General features: G+C 45.3%; 26 protein-coding genes and 2 tRNA genes. 16 read left to right on the top strand and 12 right to left on the bottom strand.

Going from position 1 to position 25,622, the window contains the following annotated elements; all coding sequences use genetic code 11:
* The coding region (locus tag DMB44_RS01240) for a zinc ribbon domain-containing protein (RefSeq protein WP_153280100.1) at nucleotides 1-593 on the top strand (593 nt) is incomplete at its 5' end.
* A gap of 4 nt (nucleotides 594-597) precedes the next feature.
* Here the strand turns inward: DMB44_RS01240 and DMB44_RS01235 are convergent.
* A complete protein-coding gene (locus DMB44_RS01235) occupies nucleotides 598-1,884 on the bottom strand; it encodes an APC family permease (protein ID WP_110640245.1) in 1,287 nt (428 codons plus the stop codon).
* A 116-nt stretch (nucleotides 1,885-2,000) separates the two neighbouring features.
* Between DMB44_RS01235 and hutU the strand changes: the two genes are divergently transcribed.
* On the top strand, nucleotides 2,001-3,665 hold the full coding sequence (gene hutU / locus DMB44_RS01230) for a urocanate hydratase (RefSeq protein ID WP_110640244.1): 1,665 nt from the start codon (nucleotides 2,001-2,003) through the stop codon (nucleotides 3,663-3,665).
* Between the two features lie 2 nt (nucleotides 3,666-3,667).
* On the top strand, nucleotides 3,668-4,885 hold the full coding sequence (gene hutI / locus DMB44_RS01225; RefSeq protein WP_110640243.1) for an imidazolonepropionase: 1,218 nt from the start codon (nucleotides 3,668-3,670) through the stop codon (nucleotides 4,883-4,885).
* Here hutI and DMB44_RS01220 read toward each other — a convergent pair.
* Complete coding sequence (locus DMB44_RS01220; protein ID WP_110640242.1) at nucleotides 4,855-5,661, bottom strand: MEMO1 family protein; 807 nt, start codon at nucleotides 5,659-5,661, stop codon at nucleotides 4,855-4,857. The genes hutI and DMB44_RS01220 overlap by 31 nt on opposite strands.
* On the bottom strand, nucleotides 5,658-6,263 hold the full coding sequence (locus DMB44_RS01215) for a TIGR00296 family protein (protein WP_110640241.1): 606 nt from the start codon (nucleotides 6,261-6,263) through the stop codon (nucleotides 5,658-5,660). Before DMB44_RS01215 ends, DMB44_RS01220 begins: the two co-directional genes overlap by 4 nt.
* Before the next feature lie 175 nt (nucleotides 6,264-6,438).
* Between DMB44_RS01215 and DMB44_RS01210 the strand changes: the two genes are divergently transcribed.
* Complete coding sequence (locus DMB44_RS01210) at nucleotides 6,439-7,587, top strand: amidohydrolase (protein ID WP_110640240.1); 1,149 nt, start codon at nucleotides 6,439-6,441, stop codon at nucleotides 7,585-7,587.
* Nucleotides 7,584-8,510 carry an LD-carboxypeptidase gene (locus tag DMB44_RS01205; RefSeq protein ID WP_110640239.1) on the top strand — a complete coding sequence of 309 codons (927 nt, stop codon included), beginning with the start codon at nucleotides 7,584-7,586 and terminating at the stop codon, nucleotides 8,508-8,510. The genes DMB44_RS01210 and DMB44_RS01205 overlap by 4 nt, the downstream gene beginning before the upstream one ends.
* A gap of 9 nt (nucleotides 8,511-8,519) precedes the next feature.
* Here the strand turns inward: DMB44_RS01205 and DMB44_RS01200 are convergent, their stop codons facing one another.
* Nucleotides 8,520-8,738, bottom strand: coding sequence for a hypothetical protein (locus DMB44_RS01200; protein ID WP_110640238.1), 219 nt, complete (start codon nucleotides 8,736-8,738; stop codon nucleotides 8,520-8,522).
* Between the two features lie 249 nt (nucleotides 8,739-8,987).
* Between DMB44_RS01200 and DMB44_RS01195 the strand changes: the two genes are divergently transcribed.
* Both DMB44_RS01195 and DMB44_RS01190 read left to right on the top strand, forming a co-directional pair.
* A complete protein-coding gene (locus DMB44_RS01195; RefSeq protein ID WP_110640237.1) occupies nucleotides 8,988-9,698 on the top strand; it encodes an ABC transporter ATP-binding protein in 711 nt (236 codons plus the stop codon).
* Nucleotides 9,695-11,101, top strand: coding sequence for a hypothetical protein (locus tag DMB44_RS01190; RefSeq protein WP_110640236.1), 1,407 nt, complete (start codon nucleotides 9,695-9,697; stop codon nucleotides 11,099-11,101). Before DMB44_RS01195 ends, DMB44_RS01190 begins: the two co-directional genes overlap by 4 nt.
* An 83-nt stretch (nucleotides 11,102-11,184) precedes the next feature.
* On the opposite strand, the gene DMB44_RS01185 is transcribed toward DMB44_RS01190, so the two are convergent.
* A tRNA-Val gene (locus DMB44_RS01185) sits at nucleotides 11,185-11,257 on the bottom strand.
* Between the two features lie 169 nt (nucleotides 11,258-11,426).
* Here DMB44_RS01185 and DMB44_RS01180 point away from each other — a divergent pair.
* The 5 genes from DMB44_RS01180 (at nucleotide 11,427) to DMB44_RS01160 (ending at nucleotide 16,519) form a co-directional block, all read left to right on the top strand.
* A complete protein-coding gene (locus tag DMB44_RS01180) occupies nucleotides 11,427-11,975 on the top strand; it encodes a molybdenum cofactor guanylyltransferase (protein WP_110640235.1) in 549 nt (182 codons plus the stop codon).
* A gap of 82 nt (nucleotides 11,976-12,057) precedes the next feature.
* Entirely contained in the window at nucleotides 12,058-13,206 is a 1,149-nt protein-coding gene (locus DMB44_RS01175) for an acyl-CoA dehydrogenase family protein (protein ID WP_110640247.1), read from the top strand.
* Between the two features lie 328 nt (nucleotides 13,207-13,534).
* Nucleotides 13,535-15,388, top strand: a complete 1,854-nt coding sequence (locus tag DMB44_RS01170) for an AMP-binding protein (protein WP_110640234.1) — start codon at nucleotides 13,535-13,537, stop codon at nucleotides 15,386-15,388.
* Nucleotides 15,389-15,572: 184 nt separating this feature from the next.
* A complete protein-coding gene (locus DMB44_RS01165) occupies nucleotides 15,573-15,890 on the top strand; it encodes a DsrE family protein (RefSeq protein ID WP_110640233.1) in 318 nt (105 codons plus the stop codon).
* A 263-nt stretch (nucleotides 15,891-16,153) separates the two neighbouring features.
* Entirely contained in the window at nucleotides 16,154-16,519 is a 366-nt protein-coding gene (locus tag DMB44_RS01160; RefSeq protein WP_110640232.1) for a hypothetical protein, read from the top strand.
* A 114-nt stretch (nucleotides 16,520-16,633) separates the two neighbouring features.
* Here the strand turns inward: DMB44_RS01160 and DMB44_RS09220 are convergent.
* From DMB44_RS09220 to DMB44_RS01140, 5 genes are all read right to left on the bottom strand, one after another.
* Nucleotides 16,634-16,773: transfer RNA gene (locus tag DMB44_RS09220), tRNA-Trp, on the bottom strand.
* 144 nt (nucleotides 16,774-16,917) lie between these two features.
* Complete coding sequence (locus tag DMB44_RS01155; protein ID WP_110640231.1) at nucleotides 16,918-17,535, bottom strand: phosphoribosyltransferase; 618 nt, start codon at nucleotides 17,533-17,535, stop codon at nucleotides 16,918-16,920.
* Between the two features lie 67 nt (nucleotides 17,536-17,602).
* Nucleotides 17,603-18,367, bottom strand: a complete 765-nt coding sequence (locus tag DMB44_RS01150) for an ABC transporter permease (protein ID WP_110640230.1) — start codon at nucleotides 18,365-18,367, stop codon at nucleotides 17,603-17,605.
* Nucleotides 18,364-19,281: an ABC transporter ATP-binding protein gene (locus DMB44_RS01145; RefSeq protein WP_110640229.1), complete on the bottom strand. Its 918-nt coding sequence runs from the start codon at nucleotides 19,279-19,281 to the stop codon at nucleotides 18,364-18,366. Before DMB44_RS01145 ends, DMB44_RS01150 begins: the two co-directional genes overlap by 4 nt.
* A 196-nt stretch (nucleotides 19,282-19,477) precedes the next feature.
* Nucleotides 19,478-20,920, bottom strand: coding sequence for an MFS transporter (locus DMB44_RS01140; RefSeq protein ID WP_369907609.1), 1,443 nt, complete (start codon nucleotides 20,918-20,920; stop codon nucleotides 19,478-19,480).
* Nucleotides 20,921-21,067: 147 nt separating this feature from the next.
* Here DMB44_RS01140 and DMB44_RS01135 point away from each other — a divergent pair, with 147 nt between their 5' ends.
* The 3 genes from DMB44_RS01135 (at nucleotide 21,068) to DMB44_RS01125 (ending at nucleotide 21,882) form a co-directional block, all read left to right on the top strand.
* Nucleotides 21,068-21,247, top strand: a complete 180-nt coding sequence (locus DMB44_RS01135) for a hypothetical protein (protein ID WP_110640227.1) — start codon at nucleotides 21,068-21,070, stop codon at nucleotides 21,245-21,247.
* 145 nt (nucleotides 21,248-21,392) lie between these two features.
* The gene (locus DMB44_RS01130) at nucleotides 21,393-21,500 is read left to right on the top strand and encodes a 50S ribosomal protein L41e (protein WP_083755854.1); all 108 of its coding nucleotides are present in this window, start codon (nucleotides 21,393-21,395) and stop codon (nucleotides 21,498-21,500) included.
* A 40-nt stretch (nucleotides 21,501-21,540) separates the two neighbouring features.
* Entirely contained in the window at nucleotides 21,541-21,882 is a 342-nt protein-coding gene (locus DMB44_RS01125) for a nitrite reductase (RefSeq protein ID WP_110640226.1), read from the top strand.
* Here DMB44_RS01125 and DMB44_RS01120 read toward each other — a convergent pair.
* The gene (locus DMB44_RS01120; RefSeq protein WP_201796912.1) at nucleotides 21,877-23,268 is read right to left on the bottom strand and encodes a DNA-directed DNA polymerase II small subunit; all 1,392 of its coding nucleotides are present in this window, start codon (nucleotides 23,266-23,268) and stop codon (nucleotides 21,877-21,879) included. The two genes, DMB44_RS01125 and DMB44_RS01120, sit on opposite strands and share 6 nt — an antisense overlap.
* Before the next feature lie 94 nt (nucleotides 23,269-23,362).
* Here DMB44_RS01120 and DMB44_RS01115 point away from each other — a divergent pair, with 94 nt between their 5' ends.
* On the top strand, nucleotides 23,363-24,220 hold the full coding sequence (locus DMB44_RS01115) for a DMT family transporter (RefSeq protein WP_110640225.1): 858 nt from the start codon (nucleotides 23,363-23,365) through the stop codon (nucleotides 24,218-24,220).
* A 203-nt stretch (nucleotides 24,221-24,423) separates the two neighbouring features.
* Here DMB44_RS01115 and DMB44_RS01110 read toward each other — a convergent pair whose 3' ends face one another.
* Nucleotides 24,424-25,608 carry an aldehyde dehydrogenase family protein gene (locus DMB44_RS01110; protein ID WP_110640224.1) on the bottom strand — a complete coding sequence of 395 codons (1,185 nt, stop codon included), beginning with the start codon at nucleotides 25,606-25,608 and terminating at the stop codon, nucleotides 24,424-24,426.
* Between the last annotated feature and the right edge of the window lie 14 nt (nucleotides 25,609-25,622).

Raw genomic sequence — 25,622 nt, 5'->3', positions numbered from 1 at the left:
TCAGGAATCCTGCAAAAAGGGATAGAAAATTAAAGGAGGCAAAGCACAGGCAGAGAAATGTCATAAGGGATAGACTGCAGAAACTAACAACTGAACTAGTAAAGGACAATGATGATAAGACCTTTGTATTTGAGGATTTAACAAATATAAAGGAGAATGGAAAGAAAAAGAACAATAAAGATAAAAACAACGATAAATCTAAAAACAATCCAAATAGATCAAAAAAATTCAGAACAGATATTAACAGATGGCCGTACAGATTATTCCAGGGATTTATAGATTATAAATCAAATAATAAAACATTGTATATACATCCAGAGGGGACTTCTTCTGAATGTCCTGTATGTGGTGGAAAATTAGAGCACCCAATCTGGAAAGCATCCAAATGCAATAGCTGTGGTTTAACCTACGATAGGAATAGATTATCATCGTTATCCATTTCTATCCGTGGATTAGACCTCTGCGGTACCCCGTTTACCGTGAGTGGCAGTTCCTCTTGGCATTCTATGAAGAATGATTACTTGTACCATCCAGATCAAGTAATTGTTGAGGATGCCAATGACTGCAAGAAAGAAATGCATAATAATGCATAGTATTTCAGGAACGGTTTCCCTGGGCGATGGATGCAACCGCAGAGTAATATATTACGATTCCACCGATCAATATCGAAATTACAGGCAGGAGAATGTGGGTAATGGGATTCATCTTCTTGCCATTCTTACGCACGTATATGGGCAGAGAGGCGTTCACAAGTATGTGCGTGAAGAGCAGTGCAAATATGTTTATAGAAAACAGTATAAGTGCACCTTCAAATGGGCCGTACGCAAGCGAAGGTATGATGGCCACAATTATTCCCCCGACTTCAAGCATCAATACCGCGATGTAGGGAGAGCTGTACCTAGGATGTATCTTTGTAACGGACTTCGGAAGAACACCATCTCTACCAAGAGAATATATGACACGTGAAACAGATGACATCAGCGACACATTTGAACTCAGATAGCTGTTCACCGTGAGTATTATCAGGATGATCCCGGCTGCAATTCCTCCGTATTTCTCAAATATTATGATTCCCGGATCGCTCAGCCCAGAAAATGAGGCCATATTCGAAACCCCGTATCCAACGGTTAGGGCGTATGCTGGTACGAGCAGAGCAATGAGAAGCACGATCATGGAGATCCAAATTGATCTCTTTATGGTCTTCAGGGAACCCCTTGTTTCTTCGGCCAGTGTTATCACGGTTCCAGATCCTGCGAAAAGCGGAATCGAAAATATCATTGCGAAAAAAAGGAGGGAGAAGTTGCCGTCTAAGGGTTTCAGCGTGAACACCTCGATCGTGTTGGCAGACCCGGCCTTCACAGCGATTATTATACCCATGAGAACCAGAAACCCAATTTCAATGGAAGCGCTAAACATTGAATAATTCAGTGAAGGCCTAAGCCCCCTGTAACCTAGATAGAAGGTGAAAAATGCAACTATGGCGACAAACAGTATCCAGATGTACGCAATGTGTGTCAGATCCGGCGAAACATAATAAAGAAAGGTGGCGAAGCCCAGAAGACCGAATGCAGCAAGGGAGAAAAATTGGAACATGACGTACCACATGGCCGTTATGAAGCCTGCCCTAGGCCCTATGGATTTTGCCACGTATCCATAGTATCCAGATGCGCCGCCGGTAAATCTTGAGAACTGATAATTTGCATTCAGAAAGAGAAAATAAACTGCCCATGCAAACAGAGCGGCTAAGGGCGTGCTTCCAAGTGCAAAACCAGCTGTGATTATCAGCAGTATAGCCACATCAGCGGCTGGAGCAACGTACGATACGCCCTGGAATATCGCCTGAGCCAGACCTATCTGATTTGGTTTCAGTCTCTCGGATGGCATAACAATTGATCCAATTAAATATATTTAATTTTACCTATTGTCATTAAAATTATTATATTTGATTATTTTTCTAAATACCCCGAAAAAGAATAAATAAAAACATACGATCAATATGTATGGAAACGAAAGCGAGAGAGATACACGCACCAACTGGTAAAAAATTGAATACAAAGGGATGGGGGCAGGAGGCCGCTCTCCGCCTGCTCATGAACAATCTGGATCCCATGGTTGCCAAGGATCCGGCCAATCTGATCGTTTATGGTGGAAAGGGGAAGGCCGCCAGAAACTGGGAGGCCTTTGACAAGATCGTCAATGAACTGAAACGGCTAGAAAACGACGAGACCCTCCTAATCCAGTCAGGAAAGCCCGTCGGCGTATTCAAGACAACTAAGGATGCACCCAGAGTGCTGATAGTGAACGCGCAGATAGTTCCAAGATGGGCCACCGATGACGTGTTCTGGGATCTGGAGGCACGCGGTCTCACAATGTTCGGCCAGATGACTGCAGGATCATGGATATACATAGGCACGCAGGGCGTACTTCAGGGAACATACGAGACTTTATCTGCCCTTGCAAGAAAGGAATTTCACAGAGATGACCTGTCCGGTAAGTGGGTGCTGACCTCAGGGCTTGGCGAGATGGGCGGCGCTCAGCCGCTGGCCATAACCATGAACAACGCTTCTGGAATAATCGTAGAGGTTGATGAGGAAAAGATCAGGAGGAGGCTAAGGGATAAGTATCTAGATACGTGGACTGACAAGCTGGATGAGGCCCTGAAGATCAAGGACGAGAGCCTTGCCCAGGGAAAACCGACATCTATCGGACTGCTCGGAAATGCAGCAACCGTATACGACGAACTCATGAAACGCGGCATCGTCCCAGACGTTGTTTCCGATCAGACCGCAGCTCATGACCTCAACCTTGGCTACATTCCTGAAGGATACACCGTTGAAACTGCGGCAAAATTCAGGGAGGAGGACAAGGAATCCTATATAAAGAAGGTGTACGCCTCAATAGTAAAGGAGGCAAAGGCTATACTCTGGTTCCAGAGAAACGGATCGAAGACCTTTGATTATGGAAATAATTTCAGAACCAGAGCCCAGGAGGGTGGAATGAAGGAGGCCTTCGAAATACCTGGATATGTGCCGGCCTACATAAGGGATCTTTTCGCTATAGGATCCGGCCCGTTCAGATGGGTTGCTCTTTCAGGCGATCCGCAGGACATATACAGGATCGATGACGCCATAATAAAGAATTTCCAGAAGGATCAGCATCTGGTCAGGTGGATAAAGCTGGCCAAAGAACGCGTGCATTTTCAGGGACTGCCAGCAAGGATATGCTACGCAAGCTACGGTGAGAGGGAGGAGATCGGCCTCATGATCAACGAAATGGTGAGATCCGGAGAGCTGCAGGCTCCCGTCGCAATTGGCAGGGATCACCATGATACTGGATCGGTTGCATCGCCCTACAGGGAGACAGAGAAGATGAAGGACGGAAGCGACGCCATAGCTGACTGGCCCATCCTAAATGCGCTACTAAATGCAATTTCTGGTGCCACGTGGGTCAGCGTGCATCATGGTGGCGGTACTGGCATCGGAAATGCCATCCATGCAGGCTTTGTGATAGTGGCTGACGGGACGAAGGATGCCGAAGAAAGGATGAAGCGCGTCCTGAACGCTGATCCAGGCATAGGCGTTATAAGGCATGCGGACGCAGGATACGAATCGTCCATAGACATAATAAAGAAGGGCCCCAAGTTCAGGTATCCGTATATAGATTGAACATGAGAGCGCTGACAAACCTCTCCCAGATAGCGACGGGAGAGGGTACAACATTTCTATCAGGTGAGGAACAGGGCAGAATCCGTATTTACGAGGATCATTCCATATTGATAAGAAACGGAAGGATAGAGGCTATAACGAAAAACGTACCTCCAGGCATGGAGATCATCGACTGTGGTGGTGGCATAGCAGTACCGGGATTCGTCGATCCACATACGCATATTGTCTTTGCCGGCAACAGAACTGACGAATTCTACATGCGCATCGGAGGCAGGAGCTATCTCGATATACTCAGATCCGGCAACGGTATTTACCGCACGATAAGGGATACTTCCTCAGCTAATGCTGAGAGGATAGCCACGGAAACGATTGCACGGATCAGATCGGCCTTGAGGAGAGGGACAACAACCATGGAGGTAAAGACCGGATACGGGCTTGATCCGAAGAATGAGGAAAAGATGATCTCATCCATCGAACTGTTGCAGAAAAGGGTGAAAGTAAATCTTATACCGACCTATCTGGCACATGTGATACCTGAAGGCAAGGATGAGATGAGGTATGTGGATCAGATCCTGGATACTGTGAAGAAAAATAGAAATAGAATCTCATTCGTTGACGTCTTCTGCGATGCCGGAGCCTTCAGCGCCAGATCCTCCAGATATTTTCTGGAGTCATGCATTCACGAAGGCATACCTGCAAGGATGCACGCAAACGAAATAGAAAATATTGGATGTGTTAAGAATACCGAAGGCCTGAACATAGTCTCCTACGATCATATGATACATTACGACGATGAGGATCTCGATATTGTGAGGCGGAACGGATCTTCCATCACGCTTCTTCCCATAACCGTGTTTTCCATGAATGAACGATACCCGGACGCAAGGAAAATAATCGATCGCGGGATACCCGTTTCTCTTGCGACCGACATATCTCCGCTGAACATGAACGACGACATGATCTTCGCCATGCATCTTTCCGTAAGATTCAATCATCTGACTCCGGAGGAGGCACTGAACGCAGCCACAATAAATCCTGCAGTATCGCTCGGACTTGGCGGGCGCAAGGGCACCATTGAACCCGGCAAGGATGCGGATATTGCCGTGATCAATGCCGGCAGCTACAGGGAGATACCGTATCTCTACGGCCTTGACCTAGTATCAGGTACGATTGCGGGAGGGAACATCGTCTATGGTATGACCGAGACAAGCGAGGCATAGCCTACGACCTCAGAATGATCGCCTGTCACGTCTCCTGAGTTTGAATGGTTCATGAACACCATATGCCCGCCCCTACTCTTCGTATAGGACATGAGTATGGCTATAGCACCGTAGCCGCAAGCGGTTACATCTTCCGATCGAAGCACAGAATAGAATTTGTCCAGATCAAGCGCAAGTATGGCCGAGATCAGATCCATATCCTTCTTCTCAACCCTTCTGGCCTCTTCGTAATGCGTGAAATCTGAGCTGGCTATGAGTATGAAAGGATCTTCAAGCTTCAGCAGTGCCTCGCTTATATCTTTGACGACCTCGATCTCCTGATCACCGAGTATGATGGGTACGAACGTGAAACTATCCCCGAACAAAAACTGCAGAAATGGTATCTGCACCTCCACCGAATGCTCCATGGCATGCGATTCCTCGTCCTTGACTATATAGTTTGAGTTTCTGTAAATCGCCTCTGCCATCTTTTCGTTTATCACAGCATCCCCCAGTGGCGTGGTCCATCTTCCCGATGGATAGATGGACGCATAGGGCGTTACCGGCCTGTGGTTGGGGCCTATTATCACGAAGTTCCTGACATCAGATCTCTGGATAGACCTGTAGGAAAACATAGCGGTGCGTCCTGAGTATATTATTCCCGCATGAGGTACAACCGTACCTATAACATTGCCGGCAATATGCTGCTCAGGTACGGAAAATGAAGAGAGCAGGGAATAGAGTTCATCCCTCCTTTCAGGATAGAAGTAACCGGCAACAGCCGGCTGTCTCCTCATCGTCTTTCTATCACCCCCTCAGGCTCCTTTTCACCGAACACCGTGGCCTGGAACTTGCTGATCTTCACCTTCCTGTATTTCCAGCACCCTTCCCAGAGCCCTGCCTTCTCGCATAGAGCCTCCAGAAATTGCTCTGGGTTCATTCTGTATTCCGTAGCCACCTGAGGCAGTAGCAAACCGCTGGCGCCATTGTAGACTGCTATCAGGCCATCCCTGCCTATATGTACAGCCTTAGGCCGATCCTCAGGGTTGACTGTTATCTCAATCGGCTGCGTGAGTATGGACACCTCAAAGGTTACATGCTTTAACTCCTCTGGTTTCATCGGTTCAAAGCGTGGATCTTCAGTTGCCGCATATATGCTGCTTCTGATTATACCCTCGCCGAGGTTATAGTAGGGTTCTGGGAAACCTATACAGCCTCTGAGCATGTTGTCAGGGTAAGTGTTGATCGTGGTGAACACGCCGTGCTTCTCCTGAAATATTGGGTCACCAGGAGGATCTGGGAGCTTCTCATCCCTAAGATAAGATGAAGCGGCGGATCTTGCAAGCTTCACCGCCTTGGTCCCTATATCAAGGTCTATATCAACTTCAGCCATGGACATAGTAAGATCATGCTAAATCATTCTATAAATGTGATCCAGACTTTCTACGACATTTTGAGATACAGCGTCTGCGTAACAGATTGATCGTGCTTATTGAGGCTTCAAACCATAGGCCCGGGAGCGAAGAAGACTAGATGGAAAAGTTTTAAGATACGTGCATTTATACTTCAGGTAGATGAGAGAGGAGATAAAGAGCGAGGTAATCGAGGTTTCCAGAAAGATCTATAATTATGCCGAGCTTGGAAGCCAGGAATACAGAAGTTCAAAGCTTCTTGCAGAACATCTTTCCAAGCATGGTTTCACAGTCGAGATGCCCTATGGGGGGATGGAGACCGCCTTCAGGGCTACCTGCGATAGGGGCGGCCATGCCGTTGGATTGCTTGCGGAATACGACGCCCTTCCAAACGGACACTCATGCGGGCATAACCTGATAGCCGCTTGGGCCTTTGGAACAGCCGTCACGCTTTGTGAAGACTTCGGAATGTCGGTAACGGTTTTCGGAACACCGTCTGAGGAAGGTATAGGCCCATACGCCGGAAGCAAGGCGATTCTTGCTGAAAAGGGCTTGATCAGAGGCATAGACTTTGTCATAGGAATGCATCCTGACGACAGATGGGCCGTGGGTTCCGTGTCTCTGGCCGATCTCACAATAGAGGCTGAGTTCATAGGGAAAGCCTCCCACCTTCTCGGACCGGATTTCGGAATAAACGCACTGGCACCGGCCGTTGAAACCTATATCGCCCTCAACAACCTCAGATCCTCAATATCGGATCTGAAGAGACCAGTTATAGGTATGATAATAAAGGAAGGGGGAAAGGCTTCGAACGTTATACCTGACAGATCTCTGATGGAGATCGATCTGCGGTCTTCTAAGCGCAGCTATCTGGAAGATCTGGCTACGAGAGCAAAGGAAACCATAGAGAGCATAGCCAGGATGCACGGCTGTGATCTCAGGATTAAAGATCTTACTCCGGTTTACGATGAATATATCAGCAATGAAGCGATAGATAATACGCTGGAGGAGGGACTCAGATCCATCGGAATAAATCCAGTGAATATCCACAGGATAAGCGAGCCTGCCATGGGGAGCACAGATGAGGCAAACATAAGCCATGTGATTCCCACAGGCCACATCGACGTGAAGATAGTTCAGCCATCCATACCGGCACATACGGAGGAGTTCAGGCTGGCAGCTGACCCAGAGAGGGCCGCTGACGCTCTGTTCAGGGCAATAGATGCCACTGTGGCGGCCACACGCAAGATCCTGATGGATCGCGATCTGTTGAAGAGAGTCAAGAACGAATTCAAGGAGGCGTTGAGATGAGGATAAAACCACCAAGACTGAAGGAAGGGGACGAGATAAGGATAATAGCACCGGCAAGTGCACCTGATATGAAGAACCTTTCCAGATCAATATCTAGGCTCAAGAAATCTGGGTATAAGGTGACCCTAGGCAGAAACATAAAAAAATTGATGCAGATGAACCAGCTTGCAGCACCAGATACAAGCAGGAGAGACGAGCTCATGGAGGCATTTCTGGATGATCATGTCAAGGCCATATTCTGTGCCAGAGGCGGCTATGGATCCATACATATACTCCCGCTTATAGACTATGACGCTATAAGAGAACACCCGAAGATATTCGTGGGATATAGCGATATAACCGCGCTTCATCTGGCCCTAAACACAAGATCTTCACTCATAACGTTTCACGGCCCGATGCCTGCAGCCGATCCAGATGAGTTTTCTAAATCCAATTTCAAAGACTTTATCGACATACTGAAGGGGGAGACCACGCATCTCAACTCCAATGTGGAGAGGATAGTCAGGTATATAATACAGGGCAGGGTGGAAGGACTAAGCGTTGGTACAAATCTCTCGGTCTTCGCCTCTCTGATCGGTACAGGTTACCTTCCAGATTCACAGGGAAAGATCCTTTTCGCAGAAGACACCGGAGTTACTTCTGGTGATATAGACAGATACCTCTTTACCATGAAACTGGCTGGCATACTTGATAAGTTCGATGGATTCGCATTCGGTGAGTTCAAAAGCTATGTGGATCCAGAGGATCCGATGCCATTTGTCGAGGATATCATAGAGATGTACATGAACTCGCTGAAAAAGGTATCCATATACGGCCTTCCATTCGGGCATGGCGAGGATCAGATGCTGATACCGCTCAACGCAAAGGTAAGGATATCCTATGAAGAACCATATGTTGAACTTTTGGAAAATGTGGTTGACTGAGAAATTGCATTATTGATCTTTCTTTCTGCCGTTCAGCCTTGGTTTTGGTATTATTACAACAAGTGCTATTATACCTATAACGAGCAAGGCAAGTCCCCATTCGAACTCTCCTCTGTTTATGCTTGAGATCACAGACTTTATTACAAGCCCGAAGAGGTATCCACCAACTATTATGAATACAACAGCCACAATACCAGTTATGAATTTAGCTGTAAATCTGAATGCCATTCTATCCCTCCATCTTATATCTATTAGTGCGTGGCATCATATCCTTGAGAATCATACTGCAAATTGCCCATTCAAATGTGGCAAAATATATCATCCTCATAAGATGCACGCATAAATATATACTCATACGCTATTTAAATCTTCTTTGACTTAGCACACAAATTCCTTAGGGGCCTGATGCGTCATTGCTGCTTTAACAGATGATAACATTATGCAAATTATTTTAAACTATGCCATATTCTGCATAAGATGAGATGCATCGAATTCCAGGATGTACGTAAGAACTTCGGATCCAAGAAAGCGCTAGACGGCCTGAGTTTCCAGATAGAATGCCAGGAACGGGTTGCGCTAATAGGCCCAAATGGGGCTGGAAAGAGCACCACACTTAAGATACTCGCGGGGCTTATAAAACCGGATTCAGGCTATGTGAAGGTGGGTAATTATGATCCAGATTCCATTGAAGCCAAGAGGATAATAGGATATCTGCCGGAGGACGCTTCACCGTATCTGACCCTAAGCGTGAGGGAAAACTTGGAGTACATAGGAGCATTGAGAAATACGCAGGATCTTGAGGATAAGGTTGAGTTTTTGCTAAATATGATGGATCTCAATCAATACAGGAACAGCAGAGTCGGTACACTCTCAAGAGGCAACAGGCAGAAGCTATCAATAGCACTTGCAATAATTCATGACCCACAGATTATGCTGCTGGATGAACCGCTGAACTATCTGGACATTCCGACGCAGGAAAGAATCATCAAATATTTCAACGGAATGAACGCAACTTTCCTCGTTTCTACCCACATAATGTCTATTGCAGAGAGATTCACGAAATACGTGATAATAATAAATAATGGCAAGCTCGTATGGTCAGGAAGCATTGAGGATCTAAAGAATATAAGCAGAGACGAGGAGATGACCGTGGAGAGTGTGATATCCAGGATAATGGAGGGAATATGAGAAAGAGCCTGTTTTCTCTCATACTGCGTACAAGGGTAACCTCAGGCTTCATCATTATAATAGGAATATTCCTGATCTCAGCTGTATTCACGCTCGCGCTGTCTTTTCATTTTGCCAGACCAGTCAGATCGGAATTTCCCTTTTTCGCTGGTATAATAACCTTCATCTCATTCATATTGATGATCGGATCGGCAGCGATATTCAAAAAATCGGACTTCGACTTTCTCTTTACTTCTCCGATCCCGGCTAGAACCCTTGCGATCAACTTCTTCCTTGCATCAATTGTTATCAACTCAATGTATGCATTCTTCCTCATGTATTTTCTCACTTCGCTTGAATATCCAGCATTTATCATTCCATCAGCGATCGATCTATGGCTTATAATGGTGGCAAACGTATCGTTTGCAAACATGCTCAGAAAGATATATCTGAGAAAGAGACTGATTCTCATAGGAGTTATACTTGTCTGGTATCTGATCCCAGGATTCGTGAGTTTTCCTTTCTCTCCCATTTCAACATTTACTGGCTATCCCATAACTGGAACGGTTATTGATGTGCTTCTTGCATCATCCTTCTTTTCCTATAACTTAATACGGCCTCCAAAAATAACATACTATTATAGGTCAGTTATGCCGGGATCTTCCAATGTCAGGAAATCTATAAGATTTGCTGGAACCACGCCCATAGGTGCCATATACAGATTCAATCTGAGAATGATGGGCGGATCTTCCACCATGAGGCTCGGATCCGTTTCGAAGAACTATGCAGGCAGGATAAACATCGGGATTGGGCTGGTTATCTCCATCATAATAGCTACATTATATGGCATAGGAATACTGCTTACTCCGTCAACAGCAAGATCGATCTTCGAGATTTACTATGTAATTTACGCTCTATCGATCTATCCTCTCATAAGGGGTATCGGCTGGATACAGTCTGAGCGTATATGGCTGGCACTTATGTCAATGCCGGCAGCCATATATTTCAGGCATACGGCTATGGCAAAGGCAATATCCACCTTGCTAATTCTTCTGCCTCTTGTTGCGGCCAACATAATTCTATTCGTTATCTATGGTCAGATCATGTTTATGAAAATAGCCATTATGACTCTGTTCATTTCACCATCGGTAACGGTGATGGGCTTCTATCTGGCCGGTATTGTGAATCCTTACCAGATAATAGATATAGGTGAAATACCCTCTTCATCCAGATATTCCGCAAGGAACTTCGTCACCGGTATCGTTATTGCTCCGCTTACAGCTGTAGCAGTAATTGCTGTGTTTATACCTAGTTTTTATATCTACGCATCAATAACCTTTGCCTGTCTTGCATCAGTGCTGATAGCTCTGCCATTCACTCAGAATAGACTTAAGAATTCGATACTCTCCCACAATCTCTTGTAGAATCTTGCAGCAGGAGTGATATCGATCGTATATGAAAAATTTTACTTCGCCTTATGGATTATCGGTGATCATAATTTATGATATGGGCCCGACCGGGATCGAACCGGTGATCTCCGCCTTGTAAGGGCGACGTCGTAACCACTGGACCACGAGCCCGCAGATTGAGAATAGCATCGGACATAAAAAGATGACGTTTTTCTGGAAAGATGGGCGTCATTAACAGATCTGTCTTAGGATGCCACTCAGCATAATACGTTTATCATCAGCATCTCTCTAAAGTAGAGGCATGAGAAAGTTATTTATCTGATCCGGACAATTCATTGTCATGGACTTCGTGATTTTTGCAAAGAAAAGTGTCCGCTTTCCAGGCAAGCATTCTGCAATGCTGAATGGCCGCCGCATCATAGATATGGTTGCATCAAAGTTAAAGGATCAGGGTAACGTCATTCTATACACAAAGGATCCAGCACTGAGATGTCAGGATTGCCAGGTGGTTCTGGATACAACGGAGGGGATCATAACCGATTCAGTTCTCACCGCATTGGACAGGTTTGGTACATTCTTTGCGGTTGCAGGAGATATGCCGTTCATAACACAGGATATCGTAAGCAAGGTGTTGAGGTCTTACAGCGGAAAACCTACATTTCCCGTTCACTCTGATGGACTCATAGAACCCCTCTTCGGCATATATACTGAATCGATATACGACGCGCTGAACGCTTATATAGAGTCTGGAGGGGAAAGCCTGATAGGATTTCTGAGTCTGATAGACATTGAACGCGTACCCATAAGTGAGGAGGAGGAACGTTTCTTCATAAGCATAAATTATCCAGAAGACATAAAGAAATATGCTGATTTGACTGGTAATGCATGAATTTATATAAATTTATTACATTTTCAATTAATCAATAAGTTTTCAATAAACTATATATAGCTAGAATATGATACATATATCAATGCAGGGATTTACTGATGCCTCCGATATGATAAGATCTTCCGTCAGGGAATTTGTAAGGAGGGAGATTGAACCCATCAGAATGAAGATAGATAGAGATGATTATTTTCCGGTTGATAAGTTCAAGCTTATGGGCAAGATGGGCTATCTCGGTGTAACCATCCCACCAGAATATGGAGGAAGCGGTGCAGGGTATATTGCACAGGCGATCATAGAGGATGAACTTGGATATTCCTCTCCTTCGCTGGCACTATCATATGGTGCGCACAGCAATCTCTGTCTAGACAATATATATAGAAATGGATCAGAATACATAAGAGAGACCTTTGTTCCTATGCTCGCTTCCGGCGAATACATAGGATCTCTATGTCTTACCGAACCTGGATCTGGATCTGACGCTCTCTCTATGTCAACACACATCGAAGAGAAGGATGGCGGGCTGTATCTTTCAGGAAGCAAGATGTTCATAACCAATGCACCATATGCCGACCTATTTCTTGTACATTCCCGGGATGGAGAAGGCTATTCATCAGTCATAGTCCTTGCAGCTGATGAAGGGTTCAGCAGGGGAAGATCACTGGAAAAGATGGGCATGCGCGGATCACCGACAGGTGAACTGTCGTTCAACAGGATAAGGATAGAAGAGAAAAGGATTCTTGGTAAGAGGGGAGATGGTAAAAGGATCATAATGTCCGGCCTGAACTCTGAACGCGTTATACTATCGTTCATTTTCATAGGCCTGGCGAGACGCGCTATAGATGAGGCAGTTAATTATGCGTCGCAGAGGAAACAGTTCGGTTTACACATCAATGAGTTCGAACTCATACAGGAAAAATTATCCTATATGTATGTGAGGTACGAAGCAAGCCGGATGCTTGCATTCAAAGCTCTGGAAAAACTCCAGTATGATATTATGGATCCTATTGATGCAGCTTCTGCAATAATGTATGCATCTGAATCTGCAGAATACATAGCAAGGGAAGCTATACAGATATTCGGTGGATACGGCTACATAAAGGATACAGGGATCGAGATGCTGTTGAGGGATGCAATACTGGGCCAGATAGGCGCTGGCACAACGGAGATCAGAAAGCGCGTAATAGCAAAGGCGCTGACTAGAATGTACGCTGAAGGCCGAAGAATAGAATAATAGAAAAACCATAAGAATTTACAGAAAAATAGCAAGAAGGCTCAGATACTTATAGAGATATAAAGTGCGTAATGACATTTCAGAATTTATGCCTGGACTGATACCTCTGGTGTGATGCCTGAGTCCTGAGGACATCAGCCATATGTTTTGAATCAGGAAACGCGGCCCATTCTGAGATGAAGGAATATTGGTTTGATCTGGAAATGGGAACGGGACGTATAGATAATAATTTTTGAGAACCATAATTGAATTTCTAGGTAGCAGCCTCAAATACCTTGAAGATAAAATATGTAAAAAATATTAAATATATTTATTCATTGGTACAACTATGTTTTATTACAGGCCATCGGATGAGATCGTATCCAACACAAACCTTGGGAGATTTGCGAATTCACTTGGAATCAGTGTTAAAGATCTGTACAGGAGAGCAGACAATGATCCGGAATGGTTTTGGCCCAGGGCCATTGACGATCTCGGCATTGAGTTCTTCAGAAAATATGATCGCGTAGTCGATCTTTCTGATGGCGTTGAATGGGCCAGATGGTTCACAGGAGGAGAGATAAACATAGAGTTTAATGCCGTTGAAAGATATTCCTCATCAGGAAAGACCGCTATAATATACGAGGCTGAGTCTGGAGAAAACTCAAAATTATCCTATTCTGAACTTAACAGAAAGGTATCCTCACTGGCCTCTACACTCCTTGATCTTGGCATAAGAAAGGGCGACAGGGTTGCGGTCTACATGCCATTCAATGCAAACAGTGCTATAGCCTTTTATTCTATACTCCGCATAGGCGCGGTTGCTGTCCCTATGTTCTCTGGATACGGCCTCAGCGCAGTAAGAGGGCGAATAGAGGATTCTGGAGCAAAACTGCTCATAACGTCAAGATCCTACGAAAGGAAAGGCAAATCCATAGACATGGCGGGAGTTGCAGAGAAGATAAGCATAAAGACAATTATGGACGGAGATTCTGGAAAATTTTACCGCTTTGAGGATGCCGTGAGTGGGAGCAAAAATGTGGAGACCGAGAGGACAGGGAGCGAAGACCCAGCAATAATGCTCTATACCTCCGGTACGACCGGTAAGCCTAAAGGAACGGTGCATGTGCACGGAGGTGCCCTGGTCAATATTGCGAAGGAAGTCAAATATTACATGGATCTTAAGGAGGAGGATGTCCTTCACTGGATCACGGATCTAGGATGGATGATGGGGCCATGGGCGCTCATTGGTACAAACGCCCTGCATGGAACGATACTTCTGTATGATGGGGCGATCGACTATCCTGAGCCAGATAGACTGTTCGACATTGCAGAAAAAAACAGGGTTACTATACTTGGACTTTCTCCGACGGTTGTCCGGATGATAAAATACAGAGGCACGAGAAGAACCTTTGACACTGTTCGTGTATTCGGATCAACTGGAGAGCCCTGGGATGAAGAATCTTGGGTATATCTTTTCAATGTGCTTGGACGTGGCAGGGCATCCATATCAAACATATCTGGAGGCACCGATATAATTGGATGCTTCCTGGCTTCAAATCCAGCGGTGCCGCAGAAACCGAAATGCCTCTACAGGGGTCTAGGTATGAATGCTTCAATATTCAATGAGCAGGGACAGGAGGTTTACAACACCGTTGGATATCTGGTTGCAAAATATCCAAGTCCATCCATGACGCGTGGATTATGGAATAACAGAGAGAAATATCTGGAAACATACTGGTCAAGATTTAAGGGCATATGGTTCCATGGCGACTTCGGAGAGATGGACGAGGACGGATACTTCTATCTGTACGGGAGATCGGATGATGTAATAAAGATAGCCGGGAAGAGAGTTGGCCCAAACGAGGTTGAAGATCTCGTTATGCGTGTTGATGGAGTGACGGAATGTGCAGTTGTATCCATACCTGACAGGATCAAGGGTGAGGTCATAGCGGTGTTCTATGTTGGGGATCCAGGGTTAAACGGCAGAATAGAGGAGGCCGTCGAAAACGGAATGGGAAAGCCATTCAGACCTTCCCATGTATTCCGCATCTCGAAGATACCGAAGACCAGGAATGGAAAAATAATGCGCCGTGTAATAAGATCGGCGTTTTGCGGTCTTCCAATGGGCGACATTAGCAATACAGATGATACCGAAGTCATCAGGGAGATTGAAGATCTGGGAAAAATGACGTTAGACTGAGTAGACAGAATACCCAGCTAAGGCTTGATGATTTTATCGTTTCTCACAATTCGCGATTTCTCGGTCATAAATGAATATATTAAAGATTAAATTAATATATTTCAAGCAAAAAGTATAAGTCATGACAAAAAATCATATAACCATACCGGCACGATACGTTAATATTAGAACGCAATGTTCACATATGAAAATAATACTTTCTGTTGATTCTGAAGAAAAAATACCGATGTCCATAACAGCAGCTACCCATCTGTCGGAGATGCCAGAGACCGAGCTGGTTGAAGTTGTCTATCTCAATGGAGGGATAGCGGCGGTGACCCAGAAGAACAGGATAAAACCTATTCTTGAGAACAAGAAGGTTTCTGTGGTTGCCTGCGGTACATCCATGGAAGCGAGAAATATACAGAAGGACGAACTCGCGCCCGGAGTGGTATATGTTCCGGCCAGCCTGAAGGAAATAATAAAGAGGAAACAGGAAGGCTACATGTATCTGGTGCTTTGAAAAAATTTATTTTCTATTTTACATCTTTCTCTATTTTTAAGATTTTTAAATCCATAGTGCGTTTGAAGAAGGGTTATGTTCTGATATTCAACATGTTCTGATGTAAAATGTTCATCTAATAAATGAACTATAGACATATCATACATTTTCTGAAATACCAATGATCCTCATCTATACGTATATAATTTCATATGATTAATTCATAAATATGATTTTTTATCATCATGATGAAAAGATTAACTATTTGAATGCGATATCTAACTATGGACATAGATATAAAGAAAATATTGAAAATGAACAAGAAGGATCAGTCTGCAGCAATGCTTGAGATATTTAACGGCCTGCTCGGGAAAAACGTAGACGAGATTGCCTCAGCAATGAAGGATATGATCATGCAGGTGGACAAAGTCGGTACAGACGCTGAATATATAGGCCTATGTGAAACTAACCTCACCCTTGTTAGGAGCCTACCTGATGCAACAGCAAAGAAAGTGATAGAGGCCAGATTGAAGGCGCAGAAGGAGCTTCCAGAAAAACAGAAAAATAGAGATGCCTCGAATCTCACCAAAGCTTTGAACAATGTCGATAAGGATGGAAAAATTGCATCCCTGATAAAAACTTTGAGTTAAACTCAATCATCTGATATTTTTTGATAGAATATAATATATGATGTTTCATCGAATCTTTATGGCCATAATGATTCGATGATGATCTTTTTCACATTATTCATAAAGATGAGAATATGGGGACACTGGGAGTTGAACCCAGATCTACGGGTCTCTTCCTGGATCATAGTTCCAGTCACTCATCATCAAATCAGATGACCCTGTTTCTAATCATCTCCTGACTGGAGCCCGTCAGGATGCCATTACCCCATGTCCCCCCGTAGCCCATGTTCCGGCGGTGTCAACGGTTCCTCCGCTGAATTATGCCGCAGGGTATTTTCTCAAAAAGTGATGTTTGAATCCTATATATCAATTTCGCAGCTGAATCAAAATATGTCTTCTTTCTCATCTTCAATATTCGTCTATCCATACAGCATGGATCGTATATCATCCACAGAGACTTCTCTGAAATCCGAATAGAATTCACTTACGGCCTCAAAATCATACGGCATATCAACGTATACAATATCCACACCTTCCGATCTTATCAAATCGAAGGCATCTTCACTGATGACTGGCACAGCGACCAGCACATTTTTCGTGACGTTTATTTTAATACTTCTGACAGCTGCGACTACTGTTGTCCCGGTTGCAGATCCGTCATCCACAACTATTACATTATCCCATCTTCCGTTGAATACGGAGTTCGCAGATCCAAGTGTCCTGCGAAGCTCTCCAATTTCATCCATGAGCCTGCTGACCGCATACTGTACAGTTTCTCTATCGATGCCGGATGAAAACGAGTTAAGATACGGCCTTCTCTCCATACCTTCGGCCACCGCACCAATGGCGAACTCTGGATCATCAGGGTGACCGATCTTCTTGACTATTATGGTTGTCAATTCACAGCCCAGTATTTCAGCCACTGGCCTTGCAGTTATTATACCGCCACGCGCTATGCCTGTGACCGTACACCTTCCTGCTGGCCTGGCTATCCGATCGGCCAGAATCCGCCCTGCTTCAGTTCTATCTCTGAACATACAATCAAGCCCGTATTGACCTTACATCAATTATATAGAGAAAAAATACGGATAAATATTTCTCTTTTCAGATCTTTGCCTTCCTGTAAGACAGGGCCGCGAAGATGAAGAACAGTGCTGATAACACCACAACGATCATCACGTATATGAGATCGGATCTATTCAGGCTGGCGAACATCATATCCCTCACGGAATCAACTATGTATGTCAGGGGATTCGCATATGAGACTATGCGAAGGCCAATCGGTGTTCTGGTGTTGATAGGATAGAATGCAGAGCTGGCAAAATCAAGTATGAAGAAGATAAACATGGTGACCGTGTTATAGGTCTGTATGGTGCGTATGAAAACCGAAAGCACCAGAAACAGGGATGTGAAAAGTACTGATGATACAAGCAGCACCAGAATGATGAGTATGATGTTCACCAAATAATGGATGACGAACCCCGTCAACAGATATGAAACAAGAAACATCAGCATTGCTCCGCCAACTGAGAATATCATGGATACGTAGATTATGCCCAACAAGTAGTCTATCCTGTGGAAAGGGCCTACCAGCAGCTGCTCAAACATGCCCCACCGGCGATCAGACCAGAGCATGCTTCCACCTATGGATCCTGCTATGAAGGGCTGCATGGCCACAACTCCCGGTGAGAGGAATTGAGCATAACTTATTGAATGGCCCTCAAAGAATACGTTGGGTATCAGGGCTTGAAACATAAGTCCGAGAACTATCAGGTAGAATGATGGAAGCCCCAGCAGGAACAGCAGCGTACCCGGATCCGTATTTATTATGAGATTTCTTGCTGTCAACCGCAGAGATGGAGGTATCATGACACCACCTTCAGAAAGACGTCGTCCAGACTACTTTCCTCCACACTGATCCTATCTATCCTGATGCCTCTCGCCTTCAGATAGATTATGAGATCAGGAAGTATATCCTCTACGTTCTTGGAAACTATCCTTATCTCATCATTATCAACCACGACGTCTTCAGGAAATTTTACCTTAAGGCTATCGTAATCAAGTTCCCCTGAGATTATGACATGTATCGTCTTCAAATCTCCGTATTTAGCTTTAAGATCGGAGCTTGTACCCTCAGCGACTATCTTCCCATTGTTCATTATAGCTATCCTGTCGCACAGATAGTCCGCCTCCTCCATGATCTGAGTTGTGTAAAGTACGGTCAGGCCCTTTCTTGCTTTATCCCTTATGTAGTTGAGCACGGACCGCCGCATTATAGGATCGAGACCAACGGTGGGCTCATCCAGGAAGAGCAGATCCATGTCGTGGAGAAATTCCCTGGCCACCTGAAGCCTCTTCTTCTGCCCCCCGGATAGCTCCATCGCCCTGACCTTTCTCAGGGAGGAAAGGTCAAAAACCTCAAGCACCTCCTCTATTCTTGCTTTCAGCACCTCTCTTGGGACATCCCAAAGCATACCGTAGACCTTCAGATTTCTCTCGACGCTTGCAAAATCGAAGGATTCGTTCTGAAGTACAACCCCTATGCGTTTTCTTATCCTTTCGGCATTCTCAGAAACATCCATACCGAGGATTCTGACCTTTCCATAGTGAACTGGGAGTATAGTGGTCATCGTGCGGATCGTCGTGGTCTTTCCCGCACCGTTTTTTCCAAGGAGGCCGTATATCTCCCCCTTTGATACATAGAATGAAACGTCATCCACGACAAAATTCCTGCCATCATAAGTTTGCCGGAGATGATCGACCTCTATCACTTTCTCAAGCACGTATGGTCAGTTTTAGAGAATATATAGAGATTGTCATAGCTTGTACCGTGTATCTGCGAAACGCGTGAAAATGCTGTGTTCGGAGTATATACCATGCAGATGACCGCAGATTCGCAATGTATTGATCTGACATCATGAATGATCTGCTGAGGTGCATCACTGCCTCATTTAACCGCAGGTTTCATAACAGAGCGATTTACTTTGGATCATTGCTGCTGTGTGGCATTGACACCGAACCGCTCTTTCTCTCCTCCTTGCCCCTTATGAAGGAAAAAATGGCCCCTACCAGTATGATCCCGAGTGATACGGCAAGAGCCGTATGTATGCCGTCCAGAAATGATGCAGAAACACCGCCCACGAGATGCCCTACCCCTGCGAATACCTCAAATGCTATGTATCTGGGTATAGATAGCGTGGAAACGGTTATGGCAAGCACGAAAGAGCCCAGCATACCGATGTTGGCCATGGTCCTGAGCAGGCCGGAGGCGCCGCCATACGTCCTGACAGGAGAGCTGGCCATCACGGCGCTGTTATTTGCCGGGAAGAACATGGATGAACCTAACCCGGATATTATCGAAATGGGTATTATGTAATATAGGGGAGTGGAGAGGCTTAGCTGCATGTACATGACTATGGCGACAGCCATCAGCATCATGCCCAAGGTTGCCGGCAGCCTGGCGCCTACCCTGTCCGATAACTTACCGAATACTGGACCTGTGAAACCGCCCAGCACATATCCCGGTACGAGAAGCAGCGAGCTGTCTAACGGGGAAAGACCGCGAAGCCCCTGCAGATACATGATTATTATGAATGTGACCGCAAGATATCCCAGACTCTGGAGAAAAGCCGCCAATATGGAGAAATTGAAAACCCTATTCTGAAACATGCTCACGGGGAGAAGTGCGTCGCTGTTCGTTCTTTCCAAGAATATGAATATGATTATCATGATGAAACCGAAGAGCAGCAAGGCCTCGTTGATCGCGTCTAAGCCGTGCGAGGTGAAGTCCGTCGCCGCATAAGATAAAGATACTAGGGCAGCCGAAAGTGTTACGACGCCGGGAATATCCAGATGCGTTGTACGCGTTTCACCATGCCCTATGTATTTCACGGCGAAATAGAACGATATCAGGCCGATTGGAACGTTTATGTAGAAAATGTATCGCCATCCAATGAGCGTTGTTATTATTCCTCCCAGCACTATACCAAGCGTCGCACCTGAGTTCCATCCCACTGAAGTATAACCATAAGCACGGCCCCTGAGATTTGGCGGAAAGCTGTCCGCTATTATGGATCCGGAGTTGGCCTGCATCATTGAACCTCCGGCCGCTTGCACGAATCTGAATGCGATCAGCGACTCTATATTGGGCGATACGCCACAGAGAAAAGAACCGGCGGTGAAGATCAGCATGCCGCTGTTGAATATGGTCTTTCTGGACTTCATATCGCCTAGGCGCCCGAACTGTGTTGTTGTGACTGCAGCCGTCAGTAGGTATGCAAGTATAATCCATATTGAGATTGACAGTGGCGCTCTGAGGCTATCTGATATGGTGGGCAGCGCTAGTACGACTATCGTGCTGTCGATCGCACCCATCATCACCCCTGCAAGAACTGGTATCAGTACGGCATCGCTCCGCGACAGAGCCATATCAATATTCCTGATATATATCGATTATTAATATGTGTGGTATTTCATTGATGAAAACGATACGCAGAATGTGATTTCATACGTCATTTGACGAAGTCCAATATAGCAAAATATAAATAGCATGCAAGAGTATGATTATCAATGGCAAAGATAGAGATAGATGATGCGCTGTATAGCGAACTGTCTGCTATGGGAGACGTTGAGGATGTTGTTAGGGAGGCCATAAAGAGATACACGAAAGTACCCTCGGTGTATGCAGTAGAGATGTCCGCATACGACAGGTACATATCGAGTTACTTCTGCCACGGAAACGCCGACTGAGGCGCCCCAACTGAAAAATATTTTTATATTCAGCATCTGCGATGGCTTCAATGTTCTGCCGAACGATCCCTTCAACCAGCAATAACTTTCATATATGGTGGTTCAATCAGGTCAACGTCACACTTTAGCGATCAGAGGTGTTTGGTTGAAGAGAAGTTCAAGGGACTGGAAAAAGCGCGGAAAGATGAGATGGAAATGGAGAAAGAAGAGGATTAGGCGCCTCAAAAGAGAGAGAAGAGCAAATAGAATGTGATCCTACAAAAATTCTTTATTCCATCTAATGATGTTTTTCCATGGACGATGATCTTGAGAAATATTTTAAGAATTTTATGAAGGCGATGCCGACCGAGGATCTGTACCTCGAGGCTGTTCGCGATATAGTGAAGGATCTCATAAAGGAATATATAAAGAAGAAGATGAACGAGGACGAGAGCATAAAGAAGGAACTTGCAAATGTATTAGAGGAGTTCATGGAATCGCGCATAAAACAGTACGATGCCATGATAAGCATGGCTAAGATAATAGCGAAGATAGGCCTTGTAAGTGCACCGGAAGGCGTTAAGTCTGAGATGTATGAAGATCTTGTGCGGGTTTTCAAGGATGAGATCGACGCAATAATAAAGAAGACGCTATGACCCATTGTCAAAATCCTTTATTATGACCGATCTGGAATATAGATCGAATAGCGTCAGCTTTGAAGGTTTTGGGTTGAAGTTCATCATCTTCTGGTACTCTGTCTGAGACTGCCATGTTGAAGAATTGACGTATCTTACTCCTTTATAGTTGCCTATGTAATGGGAATGTATGTGCCCTGTTATGAATATATCCGGAACCTCCTCTATGACGTGATAATCAACTGCGGAGGGTATCATGGGCGTATTTCCCCCGTATTTTGGGCTCAGGTGCCTCCTCACAAGTATCGCCTCTATTGCCTTACCTATGCTGTCATAGTTAGCGCCGGGTATCAGCTCTATCATGTCGTTAAGAGACATCCCATGGTAAACAAGAACGTTCTTGCCCTCCAGCTTCAGATTGTATGGATTCGGCAGGAACGCCACATTGGGCTCGAAGAGATCACGTATCTTTGGAGGAAACACCGGCTGTGGCTCTGACAGCCTCACCGTATCATGGTTTCCAGGCATTATGAAGACCTTTATGTCCTCAGGGATATCTACAAGATATTCGGCCAACCTTCCATACTGTTCCAGCGGGTTCAGTATCTCCAGATCGTTTTCCTGATCCGGATACACGCCTATCCCATCAACCACATCTCCACTCAGTATGAGGTATTTTACCTTTGAAGCATCATCATCTGATCCAGAGAGCCACCTGACCATATCCTCAAATTGACTCTTCCTGAATGTCTTGCTCCCCACGTGTATGTCGGATATAGATGCTACGTACACCGGGTCATGCTTTTCCTCATCGATTATTCTATACGGTATATCAGGCCGGATGATCTCATTGACGAATATCACAGGATCCTTTGAAGACTGACTCACACTGCCGATTATTCCGATCACCTCGTCCTCCAAGATTATCTCGTTAACCGGCCCCCTGTCCTTCATCACGATGGCCGTGATCGAATCGTCAAGGTCCTCGATCACTATGCGCTTGTGCCCGTTCTTGGTCATCGAGACCTCGGATACCATGCCGACGACCTTCACTTCACCCTGGGATCTCTTCGCGGTCTTTATGCTAACAGAACCGCGCATTGATGAGCTTGAAGTTATGATCTTGCTCAACTTCTCGTACTTGCTCACGAACATCTTCCTGAAATCCTCTATTGAAGCATTGAAACGGACATCAGGTATGTATACCTCATAATCGTTCTTAATCTTGGGCCTGGAAACATAACGATCCACGTACTTTTCATCAATATAACCATCAGAATTTTTTATAAGCTCTTCTATGAGGGAACTCGATGAGTATTTTATGATCTTATCCAGCGCCTCCGGAGATATTAGTACACCATTGTTGTTGAAGTACTGGATAAGACTTGTTCGATCCAGCTGCGACATCTTCTACTTTCGGATCATCCATTTCGAGGATAAATGGATTATCTTTATCCATGGAATTCAAAAGTAATATAATCGACCTGGAAATCACCACGGGATGCAGAAATACGGAGAGCCTGCGCTGTTTTTCTTAATGGCGTTTTTCTGGGGCCTCAACTACATAATGGTGAAATATGCCTACAGCTACGACGTTTCCTCATCCATCCTGATCATGCGGGTTCTATACGCACTGGCATTCTCATCTGCACTTTTCTTCAGGCAGATAAAGTTTCCCAAGAAGCTCGCAGAGCACCTTAAGGTTTTCGTGCTTGCCAACCTTAACATAACCGCATTCTTTTCGCTCTGGTTCTTCGGCGAAACTGGTGTGAGCGCGTCCCTCACTTCTATAATAATATATTCCTATCCAATAATGTCCCTTGCGGCTTCCTATTTCCTGCTTAACGACAGGTTTGGAATGGGCAAAGCCACTGGGATTGCACTTGGCTTTGCTGGCCTGGTGATAATATTCTTCAGATCGGTTGATGTATCCGACTATCTGGATCTCATCATGCTCATACTCGCGGCTCTGAGCTGGGCTCTTGGAACGGTCTTCTACAGGAAATTCCTGACTGGATACGATTCCGCCGGCCTGAACACGCTTCAGCTGCTGTACGCGATGCCGGTCGTTCTGGTAATAGCACTGATCACCGGAGGAATAAACAGAAACCTGATGAACCCTCAGTTCAACCTTATCATGCTATATATGGGCTCCCTCGGCACCGCGGTGGCTTACTTCATCTTCCTTACGCTCTACAGAAAATACAGGGTGAGTGCCATATCCGCCTACTTTTTCATAGTGCCGGCGATAAGCGTCGTGCTGTCCCTGATCATTCTGCACGAGGGCATTTCCAGAACGATGCTGATCGGATTCGCCATTATGAGCGTCGGCATATACATGTCAGGCAGACTCAGATGAACAAGAACTGTCGAGATCTGGATCGTTAATGAAAACGATCTCATAAGATCCATGATGACAGCCCGAAAACCTGTGCGATTTCAGACGAAAATTAGGTATGATAGATTAATATTCAGGCTGAGATTTAATTATCCTTAATATATGTATATGATGCTTTTTTTTTGCCATGCAAAGATAGATATGCTATGCGGAAAGGCAAAAAATCAGAGGAATATATCGCGTTTCGCGAAGGCAACGTTTGGGATATATGAAATATCAGGGTACCGGTTCAAACCTATGTACCTTGATGTTGTTCTGTGAATCAGCATGCGAAACAGCATTGAATCTGAGCTGTAAAGTGCGAGACTGACTGGATCCATCTTCCCTGCAGCTGCAAGAGCATACTCCATAGAATTGGCGCTTTGCACGATGTAAACCGGGGTGTATATCATGTCATCGAAATCGATAATATCGCCGTTTATCAGCGAAGGTGTTATGATATTGCCCTCCGGGCCTTTTGAGAACATCAGCGATCTTGATCTCCTTGCTTCCGCCATGATGTTGAGCGATCTTACTAGATCCAGATCCGAGGCACATGGGCCAAGCTGCGTGCACACGTCACTGGGGTCTCCCGCCTTTATAGACGAGAGAAGTTCCTTCATCCTGTTTAGGAAGTACTCGAAGATGTCCTCATGCACTATGATCTTTCTCAGAAATACGCTGTGTCTTTCGATCATAGAGTTTACAAGATCCTGAGCGGCAAAGTCCACATCCGCGTCCTTCCACACTATGGCCAGGGCCTGGCCGCCTTGATCAAGGTAGATACTGCCTGAATTATCCCGCATCTCTGGCTTCCTGTCCGTAGAGTAGCAGACCACAGGACAGCCCCGCGGAAGGTCACCAGAAGGATCACCATCGGATATGCTGAAAGAACCATTCGGCAGGCCAGAACCAGAAAAAGCTTTGTAAACTAGATATGGAACAATGAACGCATACCTATCAGGAATGACCGCCACAGGTATACGGTTTGAAAGAAAGAAGAGGGCTGGTATGATGAGAGAAGCGATTGGATCCTGATAATCTGGATAGATCACGGAACATGACGGCAGTGCATAGAATGCTGGATCTGCAATTATCGACATCCTTCTCGCAGCGGAGATCGAACGTTCTATTTCCAATTTCAGATATTTTACTGGCTTTCCTGTTGTAGAAGCTATCCTTGGAAGTATGGCGCCGACGTTATCGCGCAAGTACTGCAGTACCCTGTCAAAAGACGAAGACATCTGATCCACGGACATGGATCTGAGAGAATCCGATGCAGATTCAATAACATCTGGTTTCATCTGCGGAATGCATGACTCCAGATACGCATCCTCGATCTCATCCGTGAAGCGGTTTCTGATTATCATATAGACCAGATCGC

Source organism: Thermoplasma sp. Kam2015 (genome assembly GCF_003205235.1).
In the GTDB taxonomy this organism is placed as follows: domain Archaea; phylum Thermoplasmatota; class Thermoplasmata; order Thermoplasmatales; family Thermoplasmataceae; genus Thermoplasma.
This window is presented reverse-complemented; position numbering and strand designations above follow the sequence as displayed.